The sequence below is a fragment of the Paenibacillus sp. FSL H3-0321 genome, from assembly GCF_038002865.1.
Classification (GTDB): domain Bacteria; phylum Bacillota; class Bacilli; order Paenibacillales; family Paenibacillaceae; genus Paenibacillus_AQ.
Map to the genome: position 1 here is coordinate 328,187 of NZ_JBBODH010000001.1, position 25,755 is coordinate 353,941.

Below are 25,755 nucleotides of genomic sequence, written 5' to 3' on the forward strand. Positions count from 1 at the left end.
AAGAAGGAAGGTTTTTGAATATGGCACAGTATACCTTAGAAGAAAAAGAAAGCTTTACCGTTATAGGTTTAGGAACGGAGCTTACAAGTGATTACACAGACTATGCTGGCATAAACAAGGAAAAGTCTGATTTTTGGCAGGCCGTCACCCAAGATGGAAGGCTTGATTATTTAAGAGGTATAGCCATAAATGACTACATTTTTGCCGTGAACGAAGCGGTGAATAGCAAGATGATGCATTATGCTGGCGTCATGACCGAAGCAGCTGCACCAGAAGAAGCCAGAGTTATTCAATTTCCTAAGGGGGAATACCTGGTTGTTAAAGGGGAAGCGAAGACGGCTGATGAACTGAATAATAACCTTGCCGGCCTTGCCTTTGGTCAAGCCTTGCCGGAAGCAAAAAATGTTGCTTATGTTGGCGGGCCAAATGCAACGGTTGAGATGGGGCAGCACAACGGATTAGTTTTTGGTGAAATGTGGATTCCTGTTATAAGGAAATAAAGAGTATAGAAGGAGGCATAGGCATGTCCTATATCGTTGATTTTAAAAATGTGTCTACGATTGGTTTAGAATCTTCACCTGTAGTAGAAACACTTGCCGGTTTACGTGCGAATGAAGCCCGTTATTTTATGAACAAGTACAAGCATGAATTTACGGTTGTCCCAACCAGCGAAAGCCAGGAAACCCTTGCTTATGTGAACCGGATTTTGAAAGAAGAACGTGATATTGAGTTTGCGGCCAAACCTTTAGAAACATCGCGTTTTCAAGTGGAAAACATCCAATTTGCCTACGTCTTTTATGAGGATGGTCTTGCGGTCAATGTCATGTATACGGTGGATGACCCTAAGAAACGGGCCGTTGGTTTTAAGCTTTCTGAGGGGATGGAGGTCCCAAAGGAGTTAGAAGCAAAATTCAAGTTTGCCAGGCAGAAGTCTAAACTAGCTGGAACAATTCGGGGTTCGTTTTTTGTAATTAAAGGAGAATATTAAAGTAATTAATAACCCGCGCCCCGCGCGGGTTTTGTATTTTGAAAAAAGTTGTTTTATCGGGCTACTACGGAAGAAGGATATTTCAATTATAATTGTTTTTCACCATCCTGTTATCGGTAGGAACTGGTAAACTGTACATATATTGAAGGGGTTTGGACAAAAGTTATTATAAATACGTTATAGCTAAAGGAGAGATATTATCACTTATAACGAGGTCGTTAAAAGCGTTGATGCATATTTACTACCAATAATATCAGAGTTATACGGGTTGGAAGGCTATGAAACCGGTCTGGTTAAGGCACATGACGGAGGGCGGAATGTCGTATACACCTGTGAGAAAGAGGGCGCCGACGCAAAAATACTCAGAATCGCTTTCTTACCGGACAGGAGCCGGGAAGATTTTCTGGGAGAACTTGAGTATATCAGGTATTTATTCGAGCATGGAGGAAGTGTCTCGGATGTAGTCAGCTCCAGGAAGGGGAATCTGCTGGAAGAGATCACCCACAATCATCATATCTTTTTTATCAGCCTGTTTAAAAAGGCCAAGGGGAAAATGCTTGTGGAAAATAATTATCAGTACCGGGAAGGCGCTCCAATTACCGAATATTATTATAATTGCGGTAAAGTCCTGGGGAAACTGCATCAAATATCGAAAGAGTATACTCCTATCCATCGCCGTTATAGTTTTTTTGACAAATACAATGCCGAATATATTGATAAACTGATACCGGATTCCTTATCTCCGCTTAAGGAGAAGTTGGTAGAGCTCCTTAATACCTTAGAAGGGGTAGACAGGAACAAAGAGTCTTTTGGGTTGAACCATTTTGATTACAACGATGGGAATTATTCGATAGATTTTGATACCGGGCAAATAACCGTATATGATTTTGATAATTCTTGTTACTGTTGGTATATGTTTGACTTGGCCAGTATCTGGGGAAACGGAATGGGCTGGATACAATCTGAACCAGACGCCGGTAAACGTAAAAAGTTTATGAAGGATTATTTTGAAACAGTCCTCGCAGGATACAGATCTGAGACCAAGATCGAAAATTCGATGTTGGATACATTGCCCCTGTTTATTCAAGCAAACTTCTTGGAGAATATTATAGATGCGTTCGAGGTAATGCGAAACAACGGCGAAGAGCCGGAGTGTGATGAGGAACTGTCGTATCGTATAAAATGCATGGAAGACGATATCCCGTATTTCGGATTTTTCCATGAGATTTATTCGTGTGAAGAACCTTTTCAGTATGAGGAGCGAGATATTTAGTCATTTTGTGCATCAGAAGCCGCCATATTGACGGCTTTTTTTTGTTTTTATGTTATAAGTTCTTTTCCAAAATACCTATAGTTCAGAACCAAGATAAATGCAAAAAAGTCGAATGTAGGTCTAAAATGCGTTTTATTGCGAAGAACATCATTCCATTATTTGATACACTTTGTGCATATTTGGATGCGGGGTTTGACCCGCTCAATATGAAAGACATGACCGGAGATGCAGTGTCAGGATGAAGTCAAAGTTGCACAATTCAGATACGGTCAAGAAAGGGGGGATCATCACAAGACTGAGCAATGAGAACATATTGAAGATAAGAAGATTGAAGATTCGCTGTTATGGCGGTTTCATGTTCGGATTTTCCCCTGATTTCTAAAATGAATTTTAGATAAATAGGAGGAGTTAAGTACATGAGTATAAAAGCTATTTCCATCAAGAAACCGGTGCTTGCATTTTTCATGTCATTTCTAATGGTAATTTCGCTTGCGATTCCCCCTTCTCCGGGATATGCAGAGTCAGCGGGCAGTCAGACCGCCCGTCAGGCGGAGTATCTTGACCGCGGTCTGGTTGCGCTTCTGGCCGACAACGGCGTGTTCTTGAGCTGGCGGTATTTAAATACGGATCCAAATGCAATCGCTTTCAATGTGTATAAAAACGGATATAAAGTCAATACGGCGCCCATCAGCGATGCCACGAATTATGTGGACACAACAGGCGCAGACAGCTCACAGTATCAGATTTCCGCCGTCATTGCCGGCAAGGAAGAAATGCAGCCGGAGACGGTATCGGTGTGGCATAATGATTATTTACCCATTCCGCTGGATAAACCGGCCGACGGCCGAACCAAAGACGGGGGCACGTATTCCTATTATGCCGGTGATGCTTCCGTGGCGGATTTGGATGGCGACGGCGAATTTGAAATCGTTTTCCTGTGGAGTCCAAGCAACTCGAAGGACAATTCCCAGGCAGGCTATACCGGCAATGTCTATATTGATGCCGTTAAACTTGATGGCACCAAGCTCTGGCGGATCGACCTGGGTGTCAATATCCGTGCCGGAGCTCATTATACCCAACTGATGGTATATGATCTGGACGGCAACGGCAAAGCCGAGGTCGTCGTCAAAACAGCGGACGGAACGAAGGACGGTCAAGGCACCGTGATCGGAGACGGAACGAAGGATTACCGTAACGACGGCGGGTATATCCTGACGGGCCCGGAATATCTTACGCTGTTCAACGGACAGACCGGAGCAGCCGTGTCCACCGTAGAATATGAGCCTCCAAGAGGCGATGTAAGCGCATGGGGAGATGGATACGGCAACCGTGTAGACCGGTTCCTGGCCGGTATTGCCTACTTGGACGGCGTGAAGCCAAGCGTAGTCATGGCCCGCGGCTACTATACGCGCACCGTGCTGGCGGCTTATGACTATGTTGGCGGCAAATTGGTGCAGCGTTGGACCTTTGACACCAACGAGGCCGGGGCTCAATATCAGGGACAAGGCAATCACAATTTAAGTGTGCTGGATGCCGACGCTGACGGCAAAGATGAAATCATGTACGGCGCGCTTGCGATTGACGACGATGGAAGCTTGCTGTACAGCACCGGACTCGGCCATGGCGATGCGATGCATGCCGGCAAGCTCGATCCGAACCGGGACGGCTACCAGATCGTCAGCGTGCATGAACATACGAATGCCGAATACGGGCTGGAGATGCGTGATGCTGCTACAGGAGAAATTATCTGGGGCCAGTATACAGGGAAAGATACCGGCCGCGGAATGTCGGCGGATATTGATCCGAATTATCCTGGTTACGAATCCTGGGCATCCACAATTGTCAACGGACAGATGGACCCCTTATCCCGCGGATATGCGGCGAACGGAGAAGTCATTTATGAACAGAATGAAGTGCCGCGAAGTGCAAACTTTGCGATCTGGTGGGATGGCGATCTCCAGCGGGAGCTGTTCGACCACGAATGGAACAACAGTACAGCGAAAGGTATTCCGCTCATTTACAAGTGGGATTACGGAAATAAGCAGCTGAAGGAAATCTTCCGGGCAGCAGGGAGCTTGACCAATAACCACACCAAAGGAAATCCGGCCCTTCAGGCGGATATATTGGGCGATTGGCGCGAGGAGCTTCTGTTGCGCAGTGAAGACAGCACGGAATATAGACTTTATACGACGACAATTCCGACGGGCTACCGGATTCCCGCGCTGATGCAAGATCCGGTATACCGGCTGGGTGTAGCCTGGCAGAATGTAAGTTACAACCAGCCGCCTCACACGGGATTTTATCTCGGGGCGGAAGCGACGGAATTCCCTAAAGCGAATTTGGCTCTTACCGGCGAAAAAGAAGTGCCGGAGCAGGTCTATCACTTTGATTTCGGTACAGACCCTGCGGCTGGTACAACCGCCGTGCAGGATACACTCTATGCACAAGCTACGGGTTACGGATTCGAGAAGACAAGCGGAATTACGGTAGATGCAAACCATGTATCTCTACCGGAGAACACCAAATTCGCCGTAGACCTGCCCAATGCCAATTACAAGGTAACGCTCAAACTGGGGGATGATGCACGCGACTCGAACGTAGGCGTCAAATCCGAATTCGTTCAGAAGCTGGCCGTGACCAGCGTGAATACGGGAGAACCCCGGGTCTATTGTTATGACGTTGCGCTGGTAGACGGCCAGCTGGAGTTCATCTTCTCCGGCACGGCCATTGACGTGCAGGAAATCATCATCGAGAAATACCCGGAGAAATCACCGGGAGCCGCGACGACGATCTATTTGGCCGGTGATTCGACGATGCAATCTTATAGTAGCATGCAGGCTCCGCAGGAAGGCTGGGGTCAGCAATTCGGACGCTATTTTGCAAATGGAGTAGTGGTCCAGAATGATGCGATCGGCGGTAGAAGCAGCAAATCGTTTATGGTTGACGGCCGTCTGGATACGATATTAGAGCGGATCAAGCCGGGAGATTTCTTCTTTATTTCCTTCGGCCATAACGACGCCAGCGCAGGCATTCCGGACCGGTATGCATCTCCGGCGGATTACAAAACATATTTGGCCCGTTATGTGAACGGCGCCAGACAGCGCGGTGCAACACCGGTGCTGCTTACTCCGGTAGGGCGCAGAGATTTTAATACAGTTACTCAAGAATTTAACGTAAGCTTCCCGGAATACGTGAACGCTGCCAAAGAAGTAGCGGAAGAGCTGGGCGCGCCGCTAATTGATTTGAGCCAGTTAAGCGTTACGTATTACGATAAGATCGGCCTGAATGCTACGGAGAAAATCTTCCTGTACGCCAATCCGGGCGAATATCCGAAGTATCCGAACGGCGTGGGCGATAATACGCATTTCAGCAGCTACGGTGCGCAGGTCATTGCCGCATTAGTTGCGGGAGCGGTGAAAGACATGGATTTAAGCATTTCGCCGTATGTCATTGACCCGGACATTTTGGAACCCGAGCCGGAACCGGAGATCCAGGTCTATAAGGAAAACTTTGAGGGTGATCCTGCCGCCTCCAAATATGCGCTGGTCAATGCCACAGGTATCGGAGGGCAGATGACGGGAACGGTCGCAGAGCAGAACGGGAACAAGCTGCTGTCCCTTAGCGGTTCCGGCTCCGGACACCGGGCGAAAGTGTTCCGCCTGTTCGATGCAGTGAATGGCGACATCGTCAATGTCAATTTTGACTGGCATTCCGGCAATGTAGGCGCATCCCCGTCGGAAGGACATTTGTCGCTCCAGGATGCAAACGAGAATATTATTTTTACTCTGTTAACAAAGACCGGCTCCTCAAGTTCAGACACGAAAATCCATTATTTCGCAGGCCCATATACAGCAGACTATGGTACCGGCACCTCAGCTGTTCCGGAAGGCGGCACAGCCACGAACATCCTGAAAAACCAGTGGGTCAATGTGGATGTCAAAATTAATTTTGCTAAGAAGACGATAGATTTGACGTTGACTAGCCTGGCGGACCCCAGTGTCACGCAGACGATCGAGGATATTCCGATGAATCCCGGTGTCTACGCCAATAACGCAAGGGCACTCCGCTTCCTGGGAACAAGAAAGGGCGGGGGAGGAACACTGAACTGGACCACTCAGATCGATAACGTGAAGATTGAAGGGACGAAGCTGCCGCCGGTTGCCGGCGATCAGAAGGCATTGATTGCGCTTCATGACAAGGTGAAAGCATTGGATCTGTCGGCTTATACAGAAGCATCCAAAGCGGTGCTGAATAAAGCTTTGGCGGTTGTGGAAGCGATCATCGGTACGGAAGCGACGCAGGCCCAGGTCGACCATGCATTGAACATGTTGACGGTCGCGAGGGATTCGTTAACAAGTGAACTGGCAGGCGAGATAAGCGAGTACAAGTTTGATTTTGGCTCTGGAAACGCTGCTGAAGGATACAGGAAGGTAGACGCCAAAAGAGCTTACCTGGAAGGAAACGGCTATGGCTTTGCCAATACCGCGCTACTCCAGGACGAGAACCGGGAAACCGGGGATGCCCTGAAGGAGGATTTCACCCGCGTGAACGGTACCTCCTTCCTGGTGGAAATGGAGCCGGCCAATTACCGGGTAACAATGACCATTGGCGATTCGCAAGAATCGACCAACGCAGGAGTTGTTGTAGAACAAATGCCCAAATTGCCTGTTACAACTGTACCGAAGGGTGAATTCAAGGAAATTTCGTATGACATCGCCCTGATTGACGGCGTCTTTAACTTTGAGTTCTCAGGCAGCACGCCGAAGATCAACGCGCTGAAGATTGAGCATCTGCCGGGCAACGGTGCAGGCGATCAGCCGGTTATTTATCTGGCAAGTGATTCCACAGTGGCCAATTATGCGGAAAGCTATCGTCCGCAGGCCGGATGGGGCGAAACGCTTAAAGGGTACTTCGATCTGGATCAGATCAGTATCGATAACCGGGCTGTAAGCGGCCTAAGCAGTAAAACCTTCCTCGTAGGCGGATATCTCAACAACATTCTGCTGGGCATTCACGAAGGGGATTATCTGTTCATGCAGTGGTCCCATAATGATTCCACACCATCCCGCCCTGAGCGTTACCTTACACCTGAGCAGTTCAAGGTGTATCTGAAAGATTACATTAACGGCACTGTACAGAGAGGCGGAATTCCGGTTCTGGTTACGCCGGTCAACCGACGCGATTTTACCGGAGAAGTATTGAACAAGAGCTTTCCGGAATATGTGCAGGCAATGAAAGAGACGGCGCAAGAAACCGGAGCATTACTGATCGATCTGAATCAGGCCAGCTGGAAATATTTCCAGGAGCTTGGTCCTGAGGGCACCAAATCTATTTTCATGTGGGTAGGTACAACTGAAGATAATACCCATCTTCAGATGAACGGTGCGGTCAAGGTATCCGAGATGGTGGCACGGCTTGTGCAAGAGCTGGATATTCCGCTGTCTGACCTTGTCATACTGGAAGAGGAACCATCGGATACGACAGCACCGCATACGACCGCGGCAGTAGAAGGAGAGTCGCAGAACGGGTGGTATACTTCAGCGGTAAAAGTAACTTTTACCGCGACGGATGAAGACCCGGGAGTTGACACGACCTATTACCAAGTCGATGGCGGCGAAATTGAGAGCGGCACGCATCTAACTCTGAGCGATGAGGGCAATCACACTGTGACCTACTGGAGCGTTGATCTGGACGGCAACAAGGAGACCAAACAATCGCTTTCGGTGCCGATTGATCTCGCACCTCCGGCCATCGCGATTCAGGGTCAAACTGAATACACTATTGATCAACACGTAGACATCACTTACACGGCCGCCGATACGGCCTCCGGCGTGGCCGAGCCGAATGGCGTAATATTGAATGCCCCGGCTTATACGCTGGAGCCAGGCTTGAATTCAGTAACTGCAGCGGTCTATGACCGTGCGGGCCGGGAGAGCAGCGTTGACTTCAGCTTCGGAGTTACTGCTACCTTCGTAAGCCTGGCAGAGCTGACACGCACCTTTGCAGCCGAATCGGAAGACCCGGGTGCAGGAGCGGTTGTTGAACAGCTTGCCGGTAAGCTGCAGCAGGCTGAACAATCGGCGAATGCGCGTGATGGTGCGATGGCGCGCCAGCTGCTCGCGGCATACGCCAATGAGGTTGATGCCAGCAGAGATACGGTATTTACGGCTGAACAGGCAGACGCGCTGCGTAAGTGGGCCGCATGGCTCAGCCAGGTGACGCCGCTGGCGAGCAGCGCTCCAGGCACTCCAGTGTTGTCCGATAATAACGGGCACGATACGGGTCTGAGAGACGGAGATTACACTATTACGATGAATCTCTGGTGGGGCAACAACGGGACTCTTTTCAAGCTGTACGAGGATGGCAAGCTCATCAAAGAAGTGCCTCTGGCTGACCATTCTCCATCCGCCCAGTCCGTGCAGATTGATATTACCGGCAAGCAGAACGGTACGTATGTCTATACCGGTGAACTGATCAATTCACTGGGGACGACGAAAGGTTCGCCGCTGACTGTGACCGTCACCGATGCATCCCCGGGGCAAGCGGTATTATCGAACGACAACTGGGATGGAGACGGTAGTTTTAGCGTCAGTATGAATCTGTGGTGGGGGACAAATGCTACCGAATATGAGCTCTATGAGAATGGAGGTCTGGTAGACACGCAAACTCTGCAGGTTCATACCCCCGGCGCCCAATCAGCAGTAACAGTAATCTCCGGAAAGGTTCCGGGAACCTATGAATACGAGGCTGTGTTACGCAACATGGCGGGTGAAACCAGAACGGCGAAGATGATCGTAACGGTCCAAAAGTAACTGGATCAGGCTCGACAAATGCACACAAAAAACGGCTGCTAAATGATCGGCAGCCGTTTTTTTGTGTTGATATAAGTAAAAGAGTGATCACTTAATGATGAGACTAATGGTAGTGGGAAATCAAAAAAGAACCTGAGTAATTTATCAGGTTCTTCTATATTGCATATAAACAGACACGATGATATAATCAGTCTGCGTCTTTTTTTAAAATGTATAGACATAAATATCGTATTTTACATTTTAAATATACCATGCCGGTGAACTCTTGTCAAATGTTTTTTTCTCAATTTAATGGTTAGGAGAGATGTTAAATGAGTTCTTTGGTTCTCGGATTTCAGGAAGTGGACAATACGCAGCTTTTGCTCGTTGGCGGAAAAGGGCTCCATTTAGGGGAATTATCAAAAATAGAAGGAATACAAGTGCCTGAAGGATTTTGTGTTACAACAGCGGGATATCAAAAAACCATCGCACAAAATGAAACGTATCATGCTTTGCTCAATCAGTTAACTATGCTAAAAGTAGAAGATCGGGATCAAATTGGTGAAATCAGCCGGAAGATTCGACAACTCATTATGGAAGCAGAAATTCCTTCCGATGTTGTGCAAGCAGTAACTCACTATCTCTCCCAGCTTGGTGATGAGCTTGGCTATGCAGTACGTTCTAGTGCGACTGCCGAAGATTTGCCGCATGCCTCTTTTGCGGGTCAACAAGACACCTATTTAAATATCATCGGCAATAAAGCCATCCTGCAGCATATCAGCAAATGTTGGGCTTCGCTATTTACTGAACGCGCGGTAATCTACCGTATGCAGAATGGATTTGATCACAGTCAAGTTTATTTATCCGTGATCGTTCAAAAGATGGTATTCCCGCAGGCTTCAGGGATATTGTTCACCGCTGATCCGATTAGCAATAACAGGAAGCTGTTATCCATCGATGCCAGTTTTGGACTCGGAGAAGCACTGGTTTCTGGTCTGGTCTCTCCCGATTGTTATAAAGTACAGGAAGAGGAAATCGTCGATAAGATCATATCAACCAAACAATTGGCTATCTATGGACTAGCAGAAGGCGGCACTGAAACCCGGCAGCTCGATCCCGATCAGCAAAAGGCACAAACACTTACTGAACAACAAATTTTACAGCTGGCACGGATCGGAAGACAGATCGAAGCTTATTTTGGCTGTCCACAAGACATCGAATGGTGTCTGGACCATGATACCTTTTATATCGTCCAGAGCCGGCCAATCACTACTTTATTCCCGATTCCTGAAGCAAATGATCAAGAGAATCACGTTTACGTATCTGTCGGCCATCAACAAATGATGACTGATCCCATGAAACCATTGGGACTGTCTTTTCATCTGTTAATTACTCCTGCACCTATGCGAAAAGCCGGTGGAAGGCTGTTTGTTGATATCACACCTAATCTGGCTTCACCTGATAGCAGAGAAAATTTATTAAATGCCATGGGACAACACGATCCGCTCATAAAAGACGCAGTTATGACCATAGTAGAGCGAGGAGATTTTATAAAATCGTTACCAAATGATAAAAAAGAACAGAGTATTGGTAAAAGCAATAAAGGGATGTCGTATGCGGGGTTTCAAGCACCAATCGAAAACGACCCGACCATCGTTTCAGATTTGATTAAGCGTAATCAAACATCGATAGAAGAGTTGAAACAAAACATCCGAACGAAATCAGGATCGGATTTGTTTGATTTTATCCTGGAAGATATCCCGCAATTAAAGAAGATCTTATTTGACCCACAAAGTACGGCGGTGTTTATGACTGCTATGGATGCTTCAGCATGGATCAATGAAAAAATGTACGAGTGGTTAGGTGAAAAAAACGCAGCAGATACGCTTTCTCAATCTGTACCAAACAACATTACTTCGGAAATGGGTCTAGCGCTATTGGATGTCGCAGATATGATTCGTCCTTATCCGGAAGTCATTGATTATTTACAACATGTAAAAGATGATAATTTTTTGGATGAACTGGTTAAGTTTGATGGTGGACAAGAAACTCAAAACGCTATCTATACTTATCTGGGCAAATACGGAATGCGATGTGCCGGTGAAATCGATATTTCGAGAACTCGTTGGAGTGAAAAACCAATTACACTCGTCCCCATGATTCTTGGTAATATCAAAAACTTTGAGCCTAATGCTAGCCATCGAAAATTTGAGCAAGGGCAACAGGAAGCTCTGGCTAAAGAACAAGAGTTATTAGAAAGATTGAAGCAATTACCGGATGGTGAACAAAAAGCCAAAGAAACAAAACGAATGATCGACCTGATCCGAAATTTCATTGGATACCGGGAATATCCAAAATACGGCATGGTTAACCGCTACCTTGTTTATAAGCAGGCTTTACTGAAAGAAGCGGGACAACTCGTACAAGCGGGCGTCATTCATGAAAAGGAAGATATATTCTATCTCACTTTTGAAGAACTTCGCGAAGTCGTACGCACAAACAAACTGGAATACCAGATCATTAGCAAACGAAAAGACGAATACAAATTTTATGAAAAACTAACTCCACCACGTGTGATCACGTCGGACGGGGAAATCATTTCGGGTGAGTACAAACGAGAAAATCTTCCAGCCGAAGCTATTGCAGGTCTAGCTGTTTCTTCCGGAGTTATAGAGGGGCGGGCACGTGTCATCTTAAACATGGAAGAAGCTGATCTGGAAGATGGAGATATATTAGTCACCGCATTTACTGACCCTAGCTGGACACCATTATTTGTATCCATAAAAGGTCTAGTCACTGAAGTAGGCGGACTGATGACCCATGGAGCAGTTATTGCACGTGAATATGGCTTGCCGGCAGTTGTCGGAGTGGAGAAGGCTACCAAACTGATAAAAGATGGGCAACAAATTCGCGTGCATGGAACAGAAGGGTATATCGAAATATTGTAATGGCTTGGATGTATATGGCGACAGAGAGAGGATCAACCCAAAGCCTCGAAGTCATCGTGCAATCTGCGCAGGCGGTAAGCGTTCATGGCGAATTCACGCAGCTCCTCAAGAATGGTGTAATTCGCCCATGCGCCTGCGACAGCACCGATTCCAGGCACCATCTGCAGCATTTTCCGGAAGTCAATGGCGTCACGATACTCGATCTGAAATGTCTCCCAGTCCATATTTCGGGAGTATTCGGCGTCGGAGACCCACTGTTCCTTTTCAATATGCCAATGCATGATGGAATAGAGCAACCTGGCACGGTTTTCCGGCCCTGAAAAGGTCATTTGAAATACCTTGAGAATGAATACCCGCTCGGAGAAGTGATTGGTGTCATAACCGTAAACATGCGCTAGCTCGAACAAAAATTTCATTTTGATCGCAATTAAAGCTGGAAAGTCTACCATACTAAGCATAATGCCGCCAGCTCCCGTTCCAGCGCCTTCGGCAACCGCTATTTTTTGGTATAAGGCAAACAACTCTTTCGCTTCCTTATCGGCAGACTCCAGACCCAGAGTGCTCTGCACCGGACGGCGGGGCGTATATTCCGCACCGAACAATGCCGTACGCACGATTGATCGTATGGTGGTCGTAATGATGTTATGCACCTTCGGGGGAATTAAATGATTTATTCGATTGCCGATTGTTTTCGATGTTTTCTCCAGCCATCCCGGCGGTTTGAACATTTTTTGTTCCCAGTTGGCAACTTCCCTTTGTACTTTATGTTCGTAATTCATGATCAATCGCTCCTCCAAAAGACATAGCCATATTGTAACGAATATCTCCGTGATTCGTAACAGACCGCGGTAGGTAGCAGACCTCGACTAAAGTCCAGCATCACATACAGGATAGATAAGAAGGAACTCTTCAACTCAAAGGCCATTAAAGGTTTCTTTGGCCATAGTATCGAACATTTTCATAATCACAAATACAGCTGGATTGAAAAATCCGAACTTCAATGCTTACAAAGTTGTCAGGGGGATTACAATAAATGAAACCATCAATACAAAGAATTCGAGATTTAACTTTAGTGCGAAGAGCGGGAAGCCGCTTATTGGTCATAGGCTGTGACTCCAGCGCAAGTATCGGGAACAAGCCAATGGATGCTGTGCAGACTCCGCCGGATATAGTCGGCTATTATACAGCCAGAGTTGCGGTTATGGAAGTTCTGTCCGTAGGCGCGGATATTCTTACAGTAGTGGATACCCTAGCTGTGGAAAAGTATCCGACAGGGAGCGAAATTATCCGCGGGGTACAAAGGCTGCTGGACGAAGCTGGACTCACGGAGGCTCATTTGAACGGCAGCACGGAAGAAAATTTCAAATCGTGCCAGACCGGCGTAGGGATTACCGTAATCGGGGAAACCGATGAGGAACGGCTGAAGCTGATGAGGTCGGTTGCCGGAGACTGTGTGGTTATGCTGGGAGAACCGCTGATCGGGAGCGCAGTATTGGAACAAGAGGCAAGAGTATGCAGTATCCGGCAGCTGCAGTCACTTGTAGCCTCGCCTGAGGTGCATGAGATTCATCCGGTCGGCTCTAAGGGGGCCGGGTATGAAGCAGGACTTCTGGCAGAGCTGAACGGCTGCAGTTTTCAGGCAGTTCCAGGGATCACAGAAAAGCTGAATGCCTCAGGAGGCCCGTCGACGGCGGTGATTTTTTCAGCGGCAGAGAAAAAGCTTGAACACCTCCAATCCGAAATTGGCGGCGAGATGGAGATTATCGGTCGTTTGCTCGATAAAGGCAATGTAGATTCTTCTTTAGTGTAAGAATATTATAAATAACTCAATTTTGGAGGAGTCTGTATGCCATATTGTAAAGTCAAGAATGCCCATATATATTACGAGGAAATTGGTAAAGGCAAACCGATTATAATGATCCATGGTTTTACACCAGACCACCGTTTAATGAGTGGGTGCATGGAACCGATATTTCAAGATAATTCCGATTGGCGTCGTATCTATCTTGACCTACCCGGAATGGGACAAACGAAGGATTACGATCAAATATGTAATTCAGATGATATGCTGGAAGCAGTTATAAATTTTATCGAAACTCTGATCCCAAACCAAGATTATCTCATAGCAGGAGAATCATACGGTGGATATATTACAAGAGGAATAATTAATAGACATAAAGATCGTATTGGTGGTGCTGCACTGATTTGTCCATTAATAATTCCTGAACACAAAAGAAGAATACTTCCCGAGCATTTTGTTGTTCATTCTGATCGCGAGTTTATGGACACCTTAAGTGAAGAGCAAATAAGTGATTTTAGCGCAAATCAAGTCGTTCTCAATGAATATAATTGGAAAAGGTATTCTGAAGAGATAGTGGCAGGTTGTAGAATCGCTGACTACGATTTTCTTAGCAAGATTCAAAGAAACTATGGATTTTCCACCAATATCGATGAATTAGTTTTCGATAAACCAACAGTATTTACTCTTGGGCGGCAAGATGCAGTCGTTGGTTACATAGATGCCTTTAGAATTTTAGACAATTATCCTAGAGCAACCTTTGCTGTTCTAGACCGAGCAGGCCATAATCTTCAGATTGAACAGGCTCTATTATTTGAGTCACTTATGCGTGAGTGGCTTGAAAGAGTAACAGAGTTTGGATTTTAGTTGTATATTAATCCGTTGAACTAACATTAGCTTGTCAATGGAAGAAACAAATATCCTTTCCCCTGCGGTTACTCCCCATCTAAATTAAAGCAAATTATTGAAAATAGAAAGTACCTTTGTTACTGTTACTGATATACAAGCTGGGAAGGAAGGTACATTATGTCATCAACAACTCAAGTGTTTAAAGCAACAGAGCCTCATGTGAAGATCATCGGGCGGACCCACTACTATAACGAAGTACTGTGGCTGGCTCTCTCAGGCGGCGGTGTGGAATTTTCATTCTATGGCAGAAAAGCGGAGATTACTTTAAAAGGTGATGCTGTCGCCTCAACCGGTAATAACTTGGCTCGAATTGGCATTAGCGTAAACGGGAAACGGGTAATTGACGATCAACTGGACACACCGATTAAAACGTATACTGTATTTGAAAGCGACACTGTGCAGGATATAACGGTAACGGTTATTAAACTATCAGAGGCTGCGATGTCAACAGTTGGGATTCAAGAGATCGCTGTCGATGCTGCGGATGGCATTAAGCCAACCCCGCCAAAATTACATACAATTGAATTCATCGGCGATTCCATTACCTGCGGCTATGGCGTTGATGATGAATACGAGCTGCATTCTTTTTCCACGGCTACGGAAGATGTCACAAAAACCTATGCCTACCTGACAGCTCAGCAGCTTAAGGCTGACTATAGCATGGTTTCATACAGCGGATACGGCATCATCACAGGCTACACGGAAAACGATCAAAAGCTTACCACTCATCTTATCCCGGATTACTATGAAAAAGTGGGCAAGTCTGAGGGGGAATTTGATGGTACACTGTTACCCCAAGAAGTATACTGGGATTTCAATAAGTTTGCGCCTGATCTGATTATCATTAACCTCGGAACGAACGATGATTCCTATACCAAAGAGGAAGCCAGTAAGCAAGCAGAATATACCCGGAAGTATATTGAATTTCTAAAAATGGTCAGACGCAACAATCCTTATGCCTCAATTCTGTGTACGCTGGGGATTATGGGGGATAGACTGTATCCTTATGTCGAACAAGCTGTTAGCGGGTATAGCCGGGAAACAGCCGACAGCAATATTAGCGCAATGAAGTTTGATGAGCAGCTGGCAGCTGACGGCTACGCCGCCGACTTCCACCCGTCTCAAGCTACTCATAGTAAAGCGGCGAATAAACTGACTGCTCAAATCAAAGAGCTTATGAAGTGGTGAAATATGTAAAACATTAGTCCCCTAAGAAAACGATACTTTTAGCGGGGTCGTATATTTCCTTTAATTGTTTTACGTCGGATCTTGGAGGTGAACCAAACATACGGGAATATTCACGGCTGAATTGGGAAGAACTCTCATAACCGACCCGGAAAGCAACTTCAGCAGCTTCTGCAGATTCAGAGAGCAATACTCGCCGCGCCTCCTGTAATCTTAATTGCTTCTGAAATTGAATGGGACTCATACCTGTCACAACCTTAAAGTTACGATGGAAAGAAGAGAGGCTCATACTCGCCGTTTCGGCAAGCTCTTCAACACGCATAGATTGATTGAAATTTGTAGTGATGTGATCAATTACTTCTCTGATTCGATAGGTATTGCTGCCTTCCATTGCTATTTGACCTAGTGTAACACCGTAAGGCCCCTTCAGAAGGGTATAAAGAATTTCCTTTGTAAATAGTGGAGCTAGGTACGGCATGTCCTCTGGTCGGTTCAGCAATTCAATGAGTCTTAGCGTCGCATCCATTAAGGAATGCTCCATCTGACCTACAAACAGGGCACGCTTTGCATTGTCATTCGGCACCGTGCGAACGTTAGCCTCGTTGATAACCTCTAAAATCTGGTCATGTGTAAATTCTAATTTAATGCTCAGATAGGGTGTTTCGGAGGAAGCTCTAATGATCTGGCCGACTACAGGCAAATTCATGGAAGCAATCAAATAATCTGCTGATCCGTATTCAAATCGTTCTTGAGCCAAGAGCACCTCTTTTAACCCTTGAGCAATAACGCAATAAGAAGGTTTATACACCCTGTATGCAGGTTCAGATACTCTGGAGTATCGGATTATAGACAGATTGGGTATAGCTGTCTCAAACACTCCATCTTTCGGTGAAAATTGCTCGATGAGCTTTGCCAGTTTTTTTTGTTGATTAAGGATTTCCTCCGACATGATGATTCCTCCAATTTTCTTTTCTCGATTATAAACCAAACGAAACAAGAGCAGATGCAATTACGCAATCAGCTCTTGTTTTAGTATCTTTAGATTGTCAGATATCTAATTTACGGTTACCAATCCATTTGACCATTTCCGGATCGCGGTGGGAGAAGAACAAGCTCTCTTTCGTGTCTAACGCCATAATCGCATTCATATCTTCTTCGCTTAATTGAAAGTCAAAGATACTGAAATTTTCGACCATTCTTTCTTTGCGAACCGATTTCGGAATGACTACAACCTCTCTTTGGGTTAACCAGCGTAAAACGACCTGAGCAACAGATTTATTATACTTATCAGCGATGGATACCAATAGCTCATTCTGGAAAAGGTTATTCCTTCCTTCAGCAAAAGGCGCCCATGACTCGATTTGCACCTTGTTCTCCTTCATAAATTCTTCACTTTCGATTTGCTGATTGAAAGGATGCGTTTCAACCTGATTTACGGCAGGAACGACTTCATTATGAATAATTAGATCGATTAGGCGGTCCATATGAAAGTTACTTACGCCAATTGCACGGACCTTTCCTTCACGGTACAATTCCTCCATCGCGCGCCAGGAGCCATACACATCACCAAACGGCTGATGAATCAAATACAAATCCAAATAATCCAGTTGCAATCTATTCAGTGAATTCTCAAACGCTTTCTTCGTGCGCTCATAACCAGTATCCTGCACCCAAAGCTTCGTAGTGATAAATAAGTCATCTCTTGCAATGCCGCTCCGTTTGATCGCTCTGCCAACGGCTTCTTCATTCAGATAGGAGGCAGCGGTATCAATCAGCCGGTAACCACTTGTGATAGCGTCATAAACGCTTTGTTCACACTGGCTTTGATCAGCAATCTGATACACACCGAAACCGAGCACTGGCATTTCTACCCCATTGTTCAAAATTACTTTTTGCATAAAATATCCTCCAGAAGTTTAGAATTGTAGTTTCTCAATCGGCAACGCTTATCCATTACATACTTATTATGCTCCAGATGATAAAGGAATTGTTATATCATTCATGCCATATCATTGCCTAATCCTCTTACTCATCTCATTTAATAGCTCCGTACAGCCAAGCAATAGTCTGTGAGGAAGCCGCTGGTGATCGGCCTGCCGGTTTCGTTCGTTGATACAAGGGAACCCTTTGTATACTTGTGATTCCGGTGATCTAATATTGTATTATATAAATCGGGATGGAGAAATTCCATCCCGATTTTTGCAATTTAATATAAAGGAACTTCCGTTATAACATATCAATAGATGTGGTATTTCCGTGAGATTTTAAAATAAATCGTGCATCACCCTCATATGAACTTCCATTCATAATTGTTACTATAACGGTGTAGCAAGACAATACAGATTAAATTAGGAGGGTTAAAGATGTTGAAATGGAAGCGTTCTCTTACAGTTTTGGCCATGACAGCCTTGCTGGGAACGATGGCGGCATGCGGAGACGGCGGAACCAATAACAATGCAAAATCATCTGCAGAGCCTGCTAGCACAAATACTGCCGATAAGGGTGCACCAAGCAATGAACCTGTCAAACTGCGCATTATGTGGTGGGGTTCCCAGCCGCGCCACGAGGCAACCCTGGCTGCGCTGGACTTGTACACAAAGAACAACCCCAATGTTACGTTTGAGCCGGAGTATTCCGGTATGGATGGATATTTGGACAAATTATCGACTCAAGCTGCGGCTAGTAACGCACCTGATATCATTCAGCTTGATCCGGGCTGGACGCCGGACTGGATGTCACGTAACCAATTGGCTGAGCTGGCTCCTGAGGTCGATGTAAGTAAATTTGATGAGAAATTGCTGGCTGGAGGCCAACTTGACGGGAAGCAATATGCTGTTCCTCTGGGTTCGGTAGCGTTTGGTATGGTGTATGACAAGGCTGCTATGGATAAGCTCGGGATTGCGAATCCGACTAATGGCTGGACTTGGGATGATTTCTTCGCCTTGGCCAAGGAATCCAAAGCCAAGCTGCCAAGCGGGCAATATTTCACCTTGGACTATGCCGGTAACTACTTTATGTATTCGGCCTACCAATACGCCAAAGGTAAAGGCCAGGTCATCACTGATGATGGTCACTTCAACGTAGATCAAGCTGCTTACTTGGAATGGACCAAGAAATTTGAAGAGCTGCGGAAGGAAGGATTGGTTCCTCCGGCGGATGTAAACGCATCCGACAAGGAAAATGATCCGCAAATGGACTTGATGGCAGCTGGCAAAGTTTTATTCCGGTATAGCTTTTCTAATAACCTGGGGACTTGGGACAGCATTAAACCAGGTGCTTACGCACTTGTAACCATGCCGCGTGCAGAAGAAGCAGGCGGATGGCTGAAACCATCCATGTACCTGTCCGTCTCCAAAAACTCCAAGCATGCTGAAGAAGCTAAAAAATTCATCAATTGGTTTGTGAATGATCAGGAGGCAGGTAAGATTCTGCAAACATTCCGCGGTCTGCCGGCTAACAAGGATATTTCCACTTCCCTGGAAGCAAACATGAGCGATCTGGATAAGGTTGGACTAGAACTCCTCCGTGCTACTGAAAAGGATGGTCAGACCTGGTCGGCTGGAGCAGGAGGCTGGACGAATTTTATTGACAAAGACTGGGTGCTTGTCCGGGATCAGCTTAGTTTTGGAAAAGTCACACCGGAGAAAGCCTTTGAACAGTTGAAAGAAGCAGCACAATCTTACGAAAAATAATTCAAGGCCCGGAACAGCCTTGTTCCGGGCCTTGAATTTATTTCTGTGTAGAGGCTGTACCGAATATTCAGGCCACGCTGGCGCTGGGACATAAAAAGATCAAGTGGAGTTTGAGGCATAGGGAGGAGTATACATGAGTAATTCTGTGTTGTATCACCCCGGAGACGGGTATCTGGCCTGGCTGCAGTACCGCCGGATCACAGCGGGAACAAATGTTGATCAATATGCGGCATACAATCATCTTGTTGTGACTGAGCAGGATGATGTTGTTATTCGTTCTGCAGTGAACGAGCTGACTCAAGGCATGGAGGGAATCACAGGGAGAAAAGTTTCCATCTCCGGGAAAACAGAGACAACTCCCAGTATCATTATAGGAACCTTCGGAACTGGCTTAGCGATAGATAAATCATTCAGCACCGGTGTAAGCGATGCTGTTAAAGCGGAGGGTTATGCGCTTCAAACGGACAGCATTACCGGTAATATTGCCATCGGAGCAGCTACTCCCGCAGGTGTATTATATGGAGTGTTCCATCTGCTGCGAATCATGGGTACAGGGGGTTCTGTTCATAATTTGAATATTCTAGAGAACCCTGTCAATCAGCTGCGCATGATCAACCAGTGGGATAATATGGACGGGAGTGTGGAACGGGGGTATGCCGGGAAATCAATTTTTTATGAAGATAACCGGGTAACAAGCAATCTTCAGCGTATCCAGGATTATGCCCGCCTGCTGGCCTCCAGCGGAATCAATGCGATCGCCATTAATAATGTGAATGTCCACCGGGTGGAGAGCCGTTTGTTAACGGAATTCCTGCCGGATGTGGCGAAGCTGGCAGCAATCTTCCGCGCCTATGCAATCAAGCTGTTCCTGAGCGTCAATTATGCCAGCACTATTGAGATTGGCGGTCTCTCATCGGCAGATCCGCTGGATTCAGACGTCCGAGAATGGTGGAGGACCGCAGCATCAGAAATATATGCAGAAATTCCTGATTTTGGAGGATTTCTGGTAAAGGCCGATTCGGAGAACCGGCCGGGACCGTTCACCTATGGAAGAGATCACGCCGACGGGGCCAATATGCTGGCTGAAGCGCTGAAGCCGCATGGCGGAATTGTAATCTGGCGATGCTTTGTATATAACTGCAAGCAGGATTGGCGCGACCGTACCACGGATCGGGCGCGGGCAGCCTATGATCATTTCCAGCCGCTGGATGGACGCTTCATGGACAATGTCATTTTGCAGGTGAAGAATGGACCGATTGACTTTCAGGTGAGAGAGCCAGTCTCGCCGCTGCTAGGTGCTATGCCGAAGACGAATCAGGTAATCGAATTTCAGATTGCCCAGGAGTATACCGGCCAGCAGCGTCATGTGTGCTACCTGATACCCCAGTGGAAAAAGATAATGGACTTTGATACGCAGCTCCAAGGAGAAGGAACAACTATCCAGCGCATTGTGGAAGGAGATGTTCACGGCAATCCTTACAGCGGCTTTGCAGCAGTCTCCAACATTGGTAATGACACCAATTGGACGGGACATCTGCTGGCACAGGCTAATTTGTATGGTTACGGCCGTCTGGCCTGGAATCCGGAGATGTCTGCCGAGGAAATTGCTATGGAATGGATTACGCTCACCTTTGGCACCAATGAGCTGCTGGTTCAGACTATACTAAACATCCTTATGAACTCCTGGGTGATTTATGAATCGTATACAGCCCCGCTGGGCGTTGGGTTTATGGTCAATCCTGACCATCACTACGGCCCTAATGTAGATGGATATGAATATTCAATGTGGGGTACTTATCACTTCGCAGACTGTTATGGTATGGGTGTGGACCGCACTACAGCAACAGGAACCGGGTATACCTCCCAATATGCCCGTATTAACATGGAACTGTACGAGTCGCTCGAGAGCTGCCCGGATGAACTGCTGCTTTTCTTCCACCATGTCCCATATAACCATGTGCTTCATTCTGGCAAAACTGTGATTCAGCATATTTATGACACACATTTTGAAGGCGCGGAGCGGGCAGCTGGATTGTTAGATGCCTGGAAGCTAGTGAAGGGACAAGTGGATGAAGAGGCGTACCAGCATGTAGCAAACCGTCTTGCGGAGCAGGCTGAGCATGCTAAGGAGTGGCGGGATAGAATCAATACGTACTTCCTCCGGAAGAGCGGCATTGCTGACCAATGGGGAAGAACAATATATTAATGATTCATGTAAATGGGGAGCGGTGAATACCGCTTCTTTTTTTATCGTTATATTTTGAAAGAATTCGAGCATTCCCCTCCTTTAGCGGATGATAAGCGGATTATATACTTAAAGTATAAAAATTAACCACAAGAGGTGACCACAGATGAACCGTTCCACAGCCACTATAGCCCAATCTGCTGCGCAGACGAAAAAAAGCTCATACTTTCGAAGCAGATGGAACGCTCCGCTTGCAGGCTATTTATTTATTTCGCCCTGGCTGATCGGGTTTCTAGCGCTTACGGCGTATCCGTTATTTTTATCACTGTACTATTCGTTTACCGACTACACTTTAATGCAGCCTATGAAGTGGATTGGGACCCGCAATTATGAGCGTATTTTTACAGCGGATCCTAAATTCATCCAATCTGCTAAGGTAACCTTCACTTATGTGCTGGCTTCAGTACCTTTAAAGCTTATAGCGGCTCTCTTTGTCGCTATGATACTCAGCAAGGCGGTAAAAGGAATAAGCTTCTACCGCACGGCGATCTATTTCCCGTCACTTATCGGAGGGAGTATCGGGGTATCGCTGCTCTGGCGCAACATTTTTGGTGTAGACGGGGTCTTTAACAAACTGATTGGCGTCTTCGGCTTTGAAGGAAAGGGCTGGATTACAAGTCCCGATACGGCACTTGGCACGCTGATTCTGCTGACGGTCTGGCAATTCGGCTCCACCATGGTTATTTTTCTGGCCGGTCTGAAGCAAATTCCTAATGATCTGTACGAGGCGTCTTCTGTGGATGGGGCCAATAAAGTAACTCAATTCTTCAAAATCACACTGCCGATGCTTTCACCGATTCTTTACTTCAACCTGATTATGGCAGTTATTGGAGCCTTCCAAATGTTCACTTCCGCATTTGTGATTACGAACGGCGGGCCGATGAACTCCACTTATGTGTATGCGATGTACTTGTATGAAAGGGCATTCAGCCGTTACGAGCTGGGGTATGCTTCAGCACTTGCCTGGATTATGCTGGTCGGAATTATTGCAGCCACTGTACTGATCTCTTACACCTCGAAGTATTGGGTATTCTATGAAACAGACACTGGAGGGAAAAAACGTAAATGACAACACTAAAATTGAAGCCTGCGTTTCGCCATCTGTTCATGATACTCTTCAGTTTCATTATGGTTTACCCGGTTCTCTGGTGGATCGGTGCTTCACTGAAACACAGTACAGAGCTTGGCTCGCCGTCGATTTTCCCGGCTGTCCCGCAATGGAGCAACTTCACAAAAGGCTGGAGTTCGGTTCCCGGACACACCTTTACGGATTTCTATCTTAATACCTTCGGACTTGAATTTGCCGTAATCGTCGCAACGCTGTTATCCTGCACACTGGTTGCCTTCGGTTTTGCGAGATTGGATTTTCCGTTGAAGAATTTCTGGTTCTCCATCCTGATGCTGACCTTAATGATGCCTGGACAAGTGCTAATCATCCCTCAATACTCATTGTTCTACCAGCTTGGCTGGGTGAATACGTATCTCCCGTTTATCGTCCCCCATTTGCTTGCCGGTGGGGCAGGCGGCAGTTTCTTCGTCTTCCTGCTGATTCAATTTATACGCGGTGTTCCAAGAGAACTTGATGAATCGGCCAAAATTGACGGGTGTTCCTGGTTCGGTATCTTTTGGAGGGTTGTTATGCCTCTCGCCTTTCCTGCAATTGTTACGGTGACAATTTTCTGCTTCCTGTGGAATTGGGACGATTTCCTGGGTCATCTCCTGTACATCAACAGCGTGGACAAGTATACTGTTGGACTCGCACTGCGTATGATCAATGACTCGCAATCAGCGGCGGAGTGGGGGCAACTGCTTGCCATGTCACTAGTGTCAATTCTTCCAGCAACTATTGTCTTCATGTTCCTTCAGAAGTATTTCGTTGAAGGGATTGCAACAACGGGAATTAAAGGATAAGATGCAAGTGGAAACGGCTTTGCCGTCCTCAAAAGGACGGTATCTGTTTCAGCGAGAAATAGAAGGATAATTTATAGCGTGAAACATATAAATTCTTATCTTTTTAAAAAACATCAGTCCGTTAACGGTAAAGCTTCGAATACCCTTCGCAGCTTTACCGTTTATTGTGTCTGAACCGGAGTTGAAGGAAGGTAGAGTGTTTGATCAATCCTTATAAAAAATATAGAATTGACCGTCTGTTCTTTCATAGCTTTGCCGTAGTGCTTATTGCGGTAATTGGTGTTACCGCATGGACAAGCTACAGCAATTCTTCAAAGGCATTGGTACAGACCACCTCGCATTACCAGCAACAGCTGCTTGATGAGCTGAATAATGAAATTACGACCAGGTTGGTCATGATCGAACAGATTTCACTGTCCAGCTCCCGTGACAGTGAGCTGATCAACTTTCTTCTGAACAGGCAGGATGAATTTGAGAGGTATCGCAGGCGTGCGAGTGTAGAAAGCGCACTCGCGAATTTGACCTATGCCATTCCTCTGATTCAAGGAATTGACCTGTATATGGATAACCCTATCCTAAGTGAGCAGCATAACTACATTCAGTTCCGAAATCTTACGGATCTTAAGAAGCAGGAAGGGGCCGAATGTCTGGCGAAGAGCGATTTCTGCTGGTCCAAAGAGTATAATTACCCCAGTGCGCAAGGCGATATCCCTGTTCTTAGCTTTTTCAGAAAAATAGTCTACGAGAATGACTATCTGGGAGTCCTTAAGGTCCACATCAAGGCCAACGAGATCCGGAAACTGTTAGCCGGAAATTCTGACGGATCTAACCGGATCATGGCAAGCAGCGAAGGCCAGCAAATTATAAAAATAGGCGATGCGCTGGATCAGAACGACTGGTCCCAGTGGATTGATCTGAAAAGTAACAAATCCGGGTATGTCCATATTCCGGCAAAGGATGGATCGCGTGATACACTGCTCGTCTACTCCAGAATGGATAATTCCATCTGGACCCTAATCGAATTCACCTCTTGGAAACAGATCACGGCAAGCAGCCTGAAGCTGGCAGAATGGATCGGTTTAATTGGTATTGCTGCAGTGCTGTTGGTACTGCTCTTGACCCACTTTTTAAGCAAGCAATTTACCAAGCCGATCAAAAAACTTGTAACTGCGATGCGGCTGTACTCCGTAGGAGGCGACAATGTAGAACTTCCGGTGGATTATGAGAATGAATTCGGTTATTTATTCTCCGGTTACCGGAAGCAGAATGAACGGATTGAAGAACTGTATCTCTCTCTGGAGCGCCGTTATGAACAGCAGCGGAAAGCCGAGATTGAGGCGCTTCAGGCTAATATCAATCCACATTTCCTATATAATATGCTGGATCAGCTCAACTGGATGGCGATTGATGCCGGACAAGATGAACTTAGCCGCATTTTGGAGCTAATGGGCCGTATGTTTCGGATCGGCCTGTCCAACGGCAACAGCTTTATCACAATAGCAGATGAACTGCTGCATATAGAGTGTTATCTGGAAATCCAGCAGCTGCGGTGGGGAGAAGGGCTTGAATACAGAATTGAGGCAGCGTCTGAGCTACAGGAGTTATACATTCCGAAGCTTACACTACAGCCGTTCGTGGAGAATTCTATCGTTCATGGATTCAACAAACAGAAAAGCGGCTATGTGTCTATCGTAATGGAGAGAATGGAAGATACTCTGCATATTGTCATAGAGGATAATGGTGCCGGACTCAAGCAGCCTGAAGACAGGTCCCATAACCGTCATACAGGAGGCTACGGTATACGCAATGTGAGAGAGAGAATCTCCGGTTACTTCGGGGAGAGTTATGGAATTGCACTAGGAGAACGTGAAGAAGGTGGAACAAGAGTGGAAATATCGCTCCCGCTGCTGACAGATCCTCTAACCAAAAAGGACTGATCCCTAAGAGATAGTTCCATGGTCAATATACAAACGCACATATTATTTTGGTAAGCGCTTCCGTTGGCATGAGAAGCA

General features: G+C 46.3%; 16 protein-coding genes. 13 read left to right on the top strand and 3 right to left on the bottom strand.

Annotation, left to right across the window (positions count from 1 at the left end; genetic code table 11):
• The first annotated feature begins 20 nt into the window (after positions 1–20).
• The 5 genes from MHI45_RS01370 to ppsA all read left to right on the top strand — a co-directional run bounded on the left by MHI45_RS01370 (position 21) and on the right by ppsA (position 12,000).
• Positions 21–500 (top strand): GyrI-like domain-containing protein, encoded by a 480-nt coding sequence (locus MHI45_RS01370; RefSeq protein WP_076110905.1) that lies wholly within the window; start codon positions 21–23, stop codon positions 498–500.
• Positions 501–523: 23 nt separating this feature from the next.
• On the top strand, positions 524–988 hold the full coding sequence (locus tag MHI45_RS01375; protein ID WP_076110904.1) for a phage tail protein: 465 nt from the start codon (positions 524–526) through the stop codon (positions 986–988).
• 268 nt (positions 989–1,256) lie between these two features.
• Positions 1,257–2,261, top strand: a complete 1,005-nt coding sequence (locus tag MHI45_RS01380; protein ID WP_076110903.1) for a phosphotransferase enzyme family protein — start codon at positions 1,257–1,259, stop codon at positions 2,259–2,261.
• 416 nt (positions 2,262–2,677) lie between these two features.
• A complete protein-coding gene (locus MHI45_RS01385) occupies positions 2,678–9,073 on the top strand; it encodes a rhamnogalacturonan lyase family protein (RefSeq protein ID WP_076110902.1) in 6,396 nt (2,131 codons plus the stop codon).
• A 311-nt stretch (positions 9,074–9,384) separates the two neighbouring features.
• Positions 9,385–12,000, top strand: a complete 2,616-nt coding sequence (gene ppsA, locus MHI45_RS01390) for a phosphoenolpyruvate synthase (RefSeq protein WP_076110901.1) — start codon at positions 9,385–9,387, stop codon at positions 11,998–12,000.
• Positions 12,001–12,032: 32 nt separating this feature from the next.
• Here the strand turns inward: ppsA and MHI45_RS01395 are convergent, their stop codons facing one another.
• Positions 12,033–12,779 carry an EcsC family protein gene (locus tag MHI45_RS01395; protein ID WP_076110900.1) on the bottom strand — a complete coding sequence of 249 codons (747 nt, stop codon included), beginning with the start codon at positions 12,777–12,779 and terminating at the stop codon, positions 12,033–12,035.
• Positions 12,780–13,033: 254 nt separating this feature from the next.
• Here MHI45_RS01395 and MHI45_RS01400 point away from each other — a divergent pair, with 254 nt between their 5' ends.
• The 3 genes from MHI45_RS01400 (at position 13,034) to MHI45_RS01410 (ending at position 15,895) form a co-directional block, all read left to right on the top strand.
• Positions 13,034–13,810, top strand: a complete 777-nt coding sequence (locus MHI45_RS01400) for an AIR synthase related protein (protein ID WP_076110899.1) — start codon at positions 13,034–13,036, stop codon at positions 13,808–13,810.
• A gap of 36 nt (positions 13,811–13,846) precedes the next feature.
• Positions 13,847–14,665, top strand: a complete 819-nt coding sequence (locus MHI45_RS01405) for an alpha/beta fold hydrolase (protein WP_076110898.1) — start codon at positions 13,847–13,849, stop codon at positions 14,663–14,665.
• A 159-nt stretch (positions 14,666–14,824) separates the two neighbouring features.
• Complete coding sequence (locus MHI45_RS01410) at positions 14,825–15,895, top strand: SGNH/GDSL hydrolase family protein (protein WP_076110897.1); 1,071 nt, start codon at positions 14,825–14,827, stop codon at positions 15,893–15,895.
• 13 nt (positions 15,896–15,908) lie between these two features.
• Here MHI45_RS01410 and MHI45_RS01415 read toward each other — a convergent pair whose 3' ends face one another.
• Positions 15,909–16,841 (bottom strand): AraC family transcriptional regulator, encoded by a 933-nt coding sequence (locus MHI45_RS01415; protein ID WP_076110896.1) that lies wholly within the window; start codon positions 16,839–16,841, stop codon positions 15,909–15,911.
• A 97-nt stretch (positions 16,842–16,938) separates the two neighbouring features.
• On the bottom strand, positions 16,939–17,790 hold the full coding sequence (locus tag MHI45_RS01420; protein WP_076110895.1) for an aldo/keto reductase: 852 nt from the start codon (positions 17,788–17,790) through the stop codon (positions 16,939–16,941).
• Between the two features lie 465 nt (positions 17,791–18,255).
• Here MHI45_RS01420 and MHI45_RS01425 point away from each other — a divergent pair, with 465 nt between their 5' ends.
• The 5 genes from MHI45_RS01425 (at position 18,256) to MHI45_RS01445 (ending at position 25,677) form a co-directional block, all read left to right on the top strand.
• Entirely contained in the window at positions 18,256–19,584 is a 1,329-nt protein-coding gene (locus tag MHI45_RS01425) for an ABC transporter substrate-binding protein (RefSeq protein ID WP_076110894.1), read from the top strand.
• A 133-nt stretch (positions 19,585–19,717) separates the two neighbouring features.
• Positions 19,718–21,790, top strand: a complete 2,073-nt coding sequence (locus MHI45_RS01430) for an alpha-glucuronidase family glycosyl hydrolase (protein WP_076110893.1) — start codon at positions 19,718–19,720, stop codon at positions 21,788–21,790.
• Between the two features lie 145 nt (positions 21,791–21,935).
• Positions 21,936–22,898 carry a carbohydrate ABC transporter permease gene (locus tag MHI45_RS01435; RefSeq protein ID WP_076110892.1) on the top strand — a complete coding sequence of 321 codons (963 nt, stop codon included), beginning with the start codon at positions 21,936–21,938 and terminating at the stop codon, positions 22,896–22,898.
• The gene (locus MHI45_RS01440; protein ID WP_038592367.1) at positions 22,895–23,740 is read left to right on the top strand and encodes a carbohydrate ABC transporter permease; all 846 of its coding nucleotides are present in this window, start codon (positions 22,895–22,897) and stop codon (positions 23,738–23,740) included. The genes MHI45_RS01435 and MHI45_RS01440 overlap by 4 nt, the downstream gene beginning before the upstream one ends.
• A gap of 200 nt (positions 23,741–23,940) precedes the next feature.
• Positions 23,941–25,677 carry a sensor histidine kinase gene (locus MHI45_RS01445; RefSeq protein WP_076110891.1) on the top strand — a complete coding sequence of 579 codons (1,737 nt, stop codon included), beginning with the start codon at positions 23,941–23,943 and terminating at the stop codon, positions 25,675–25,677.
• The last annotated feature ends 78 nt before the right edge of the window (positions 25,678–25,755 follow it).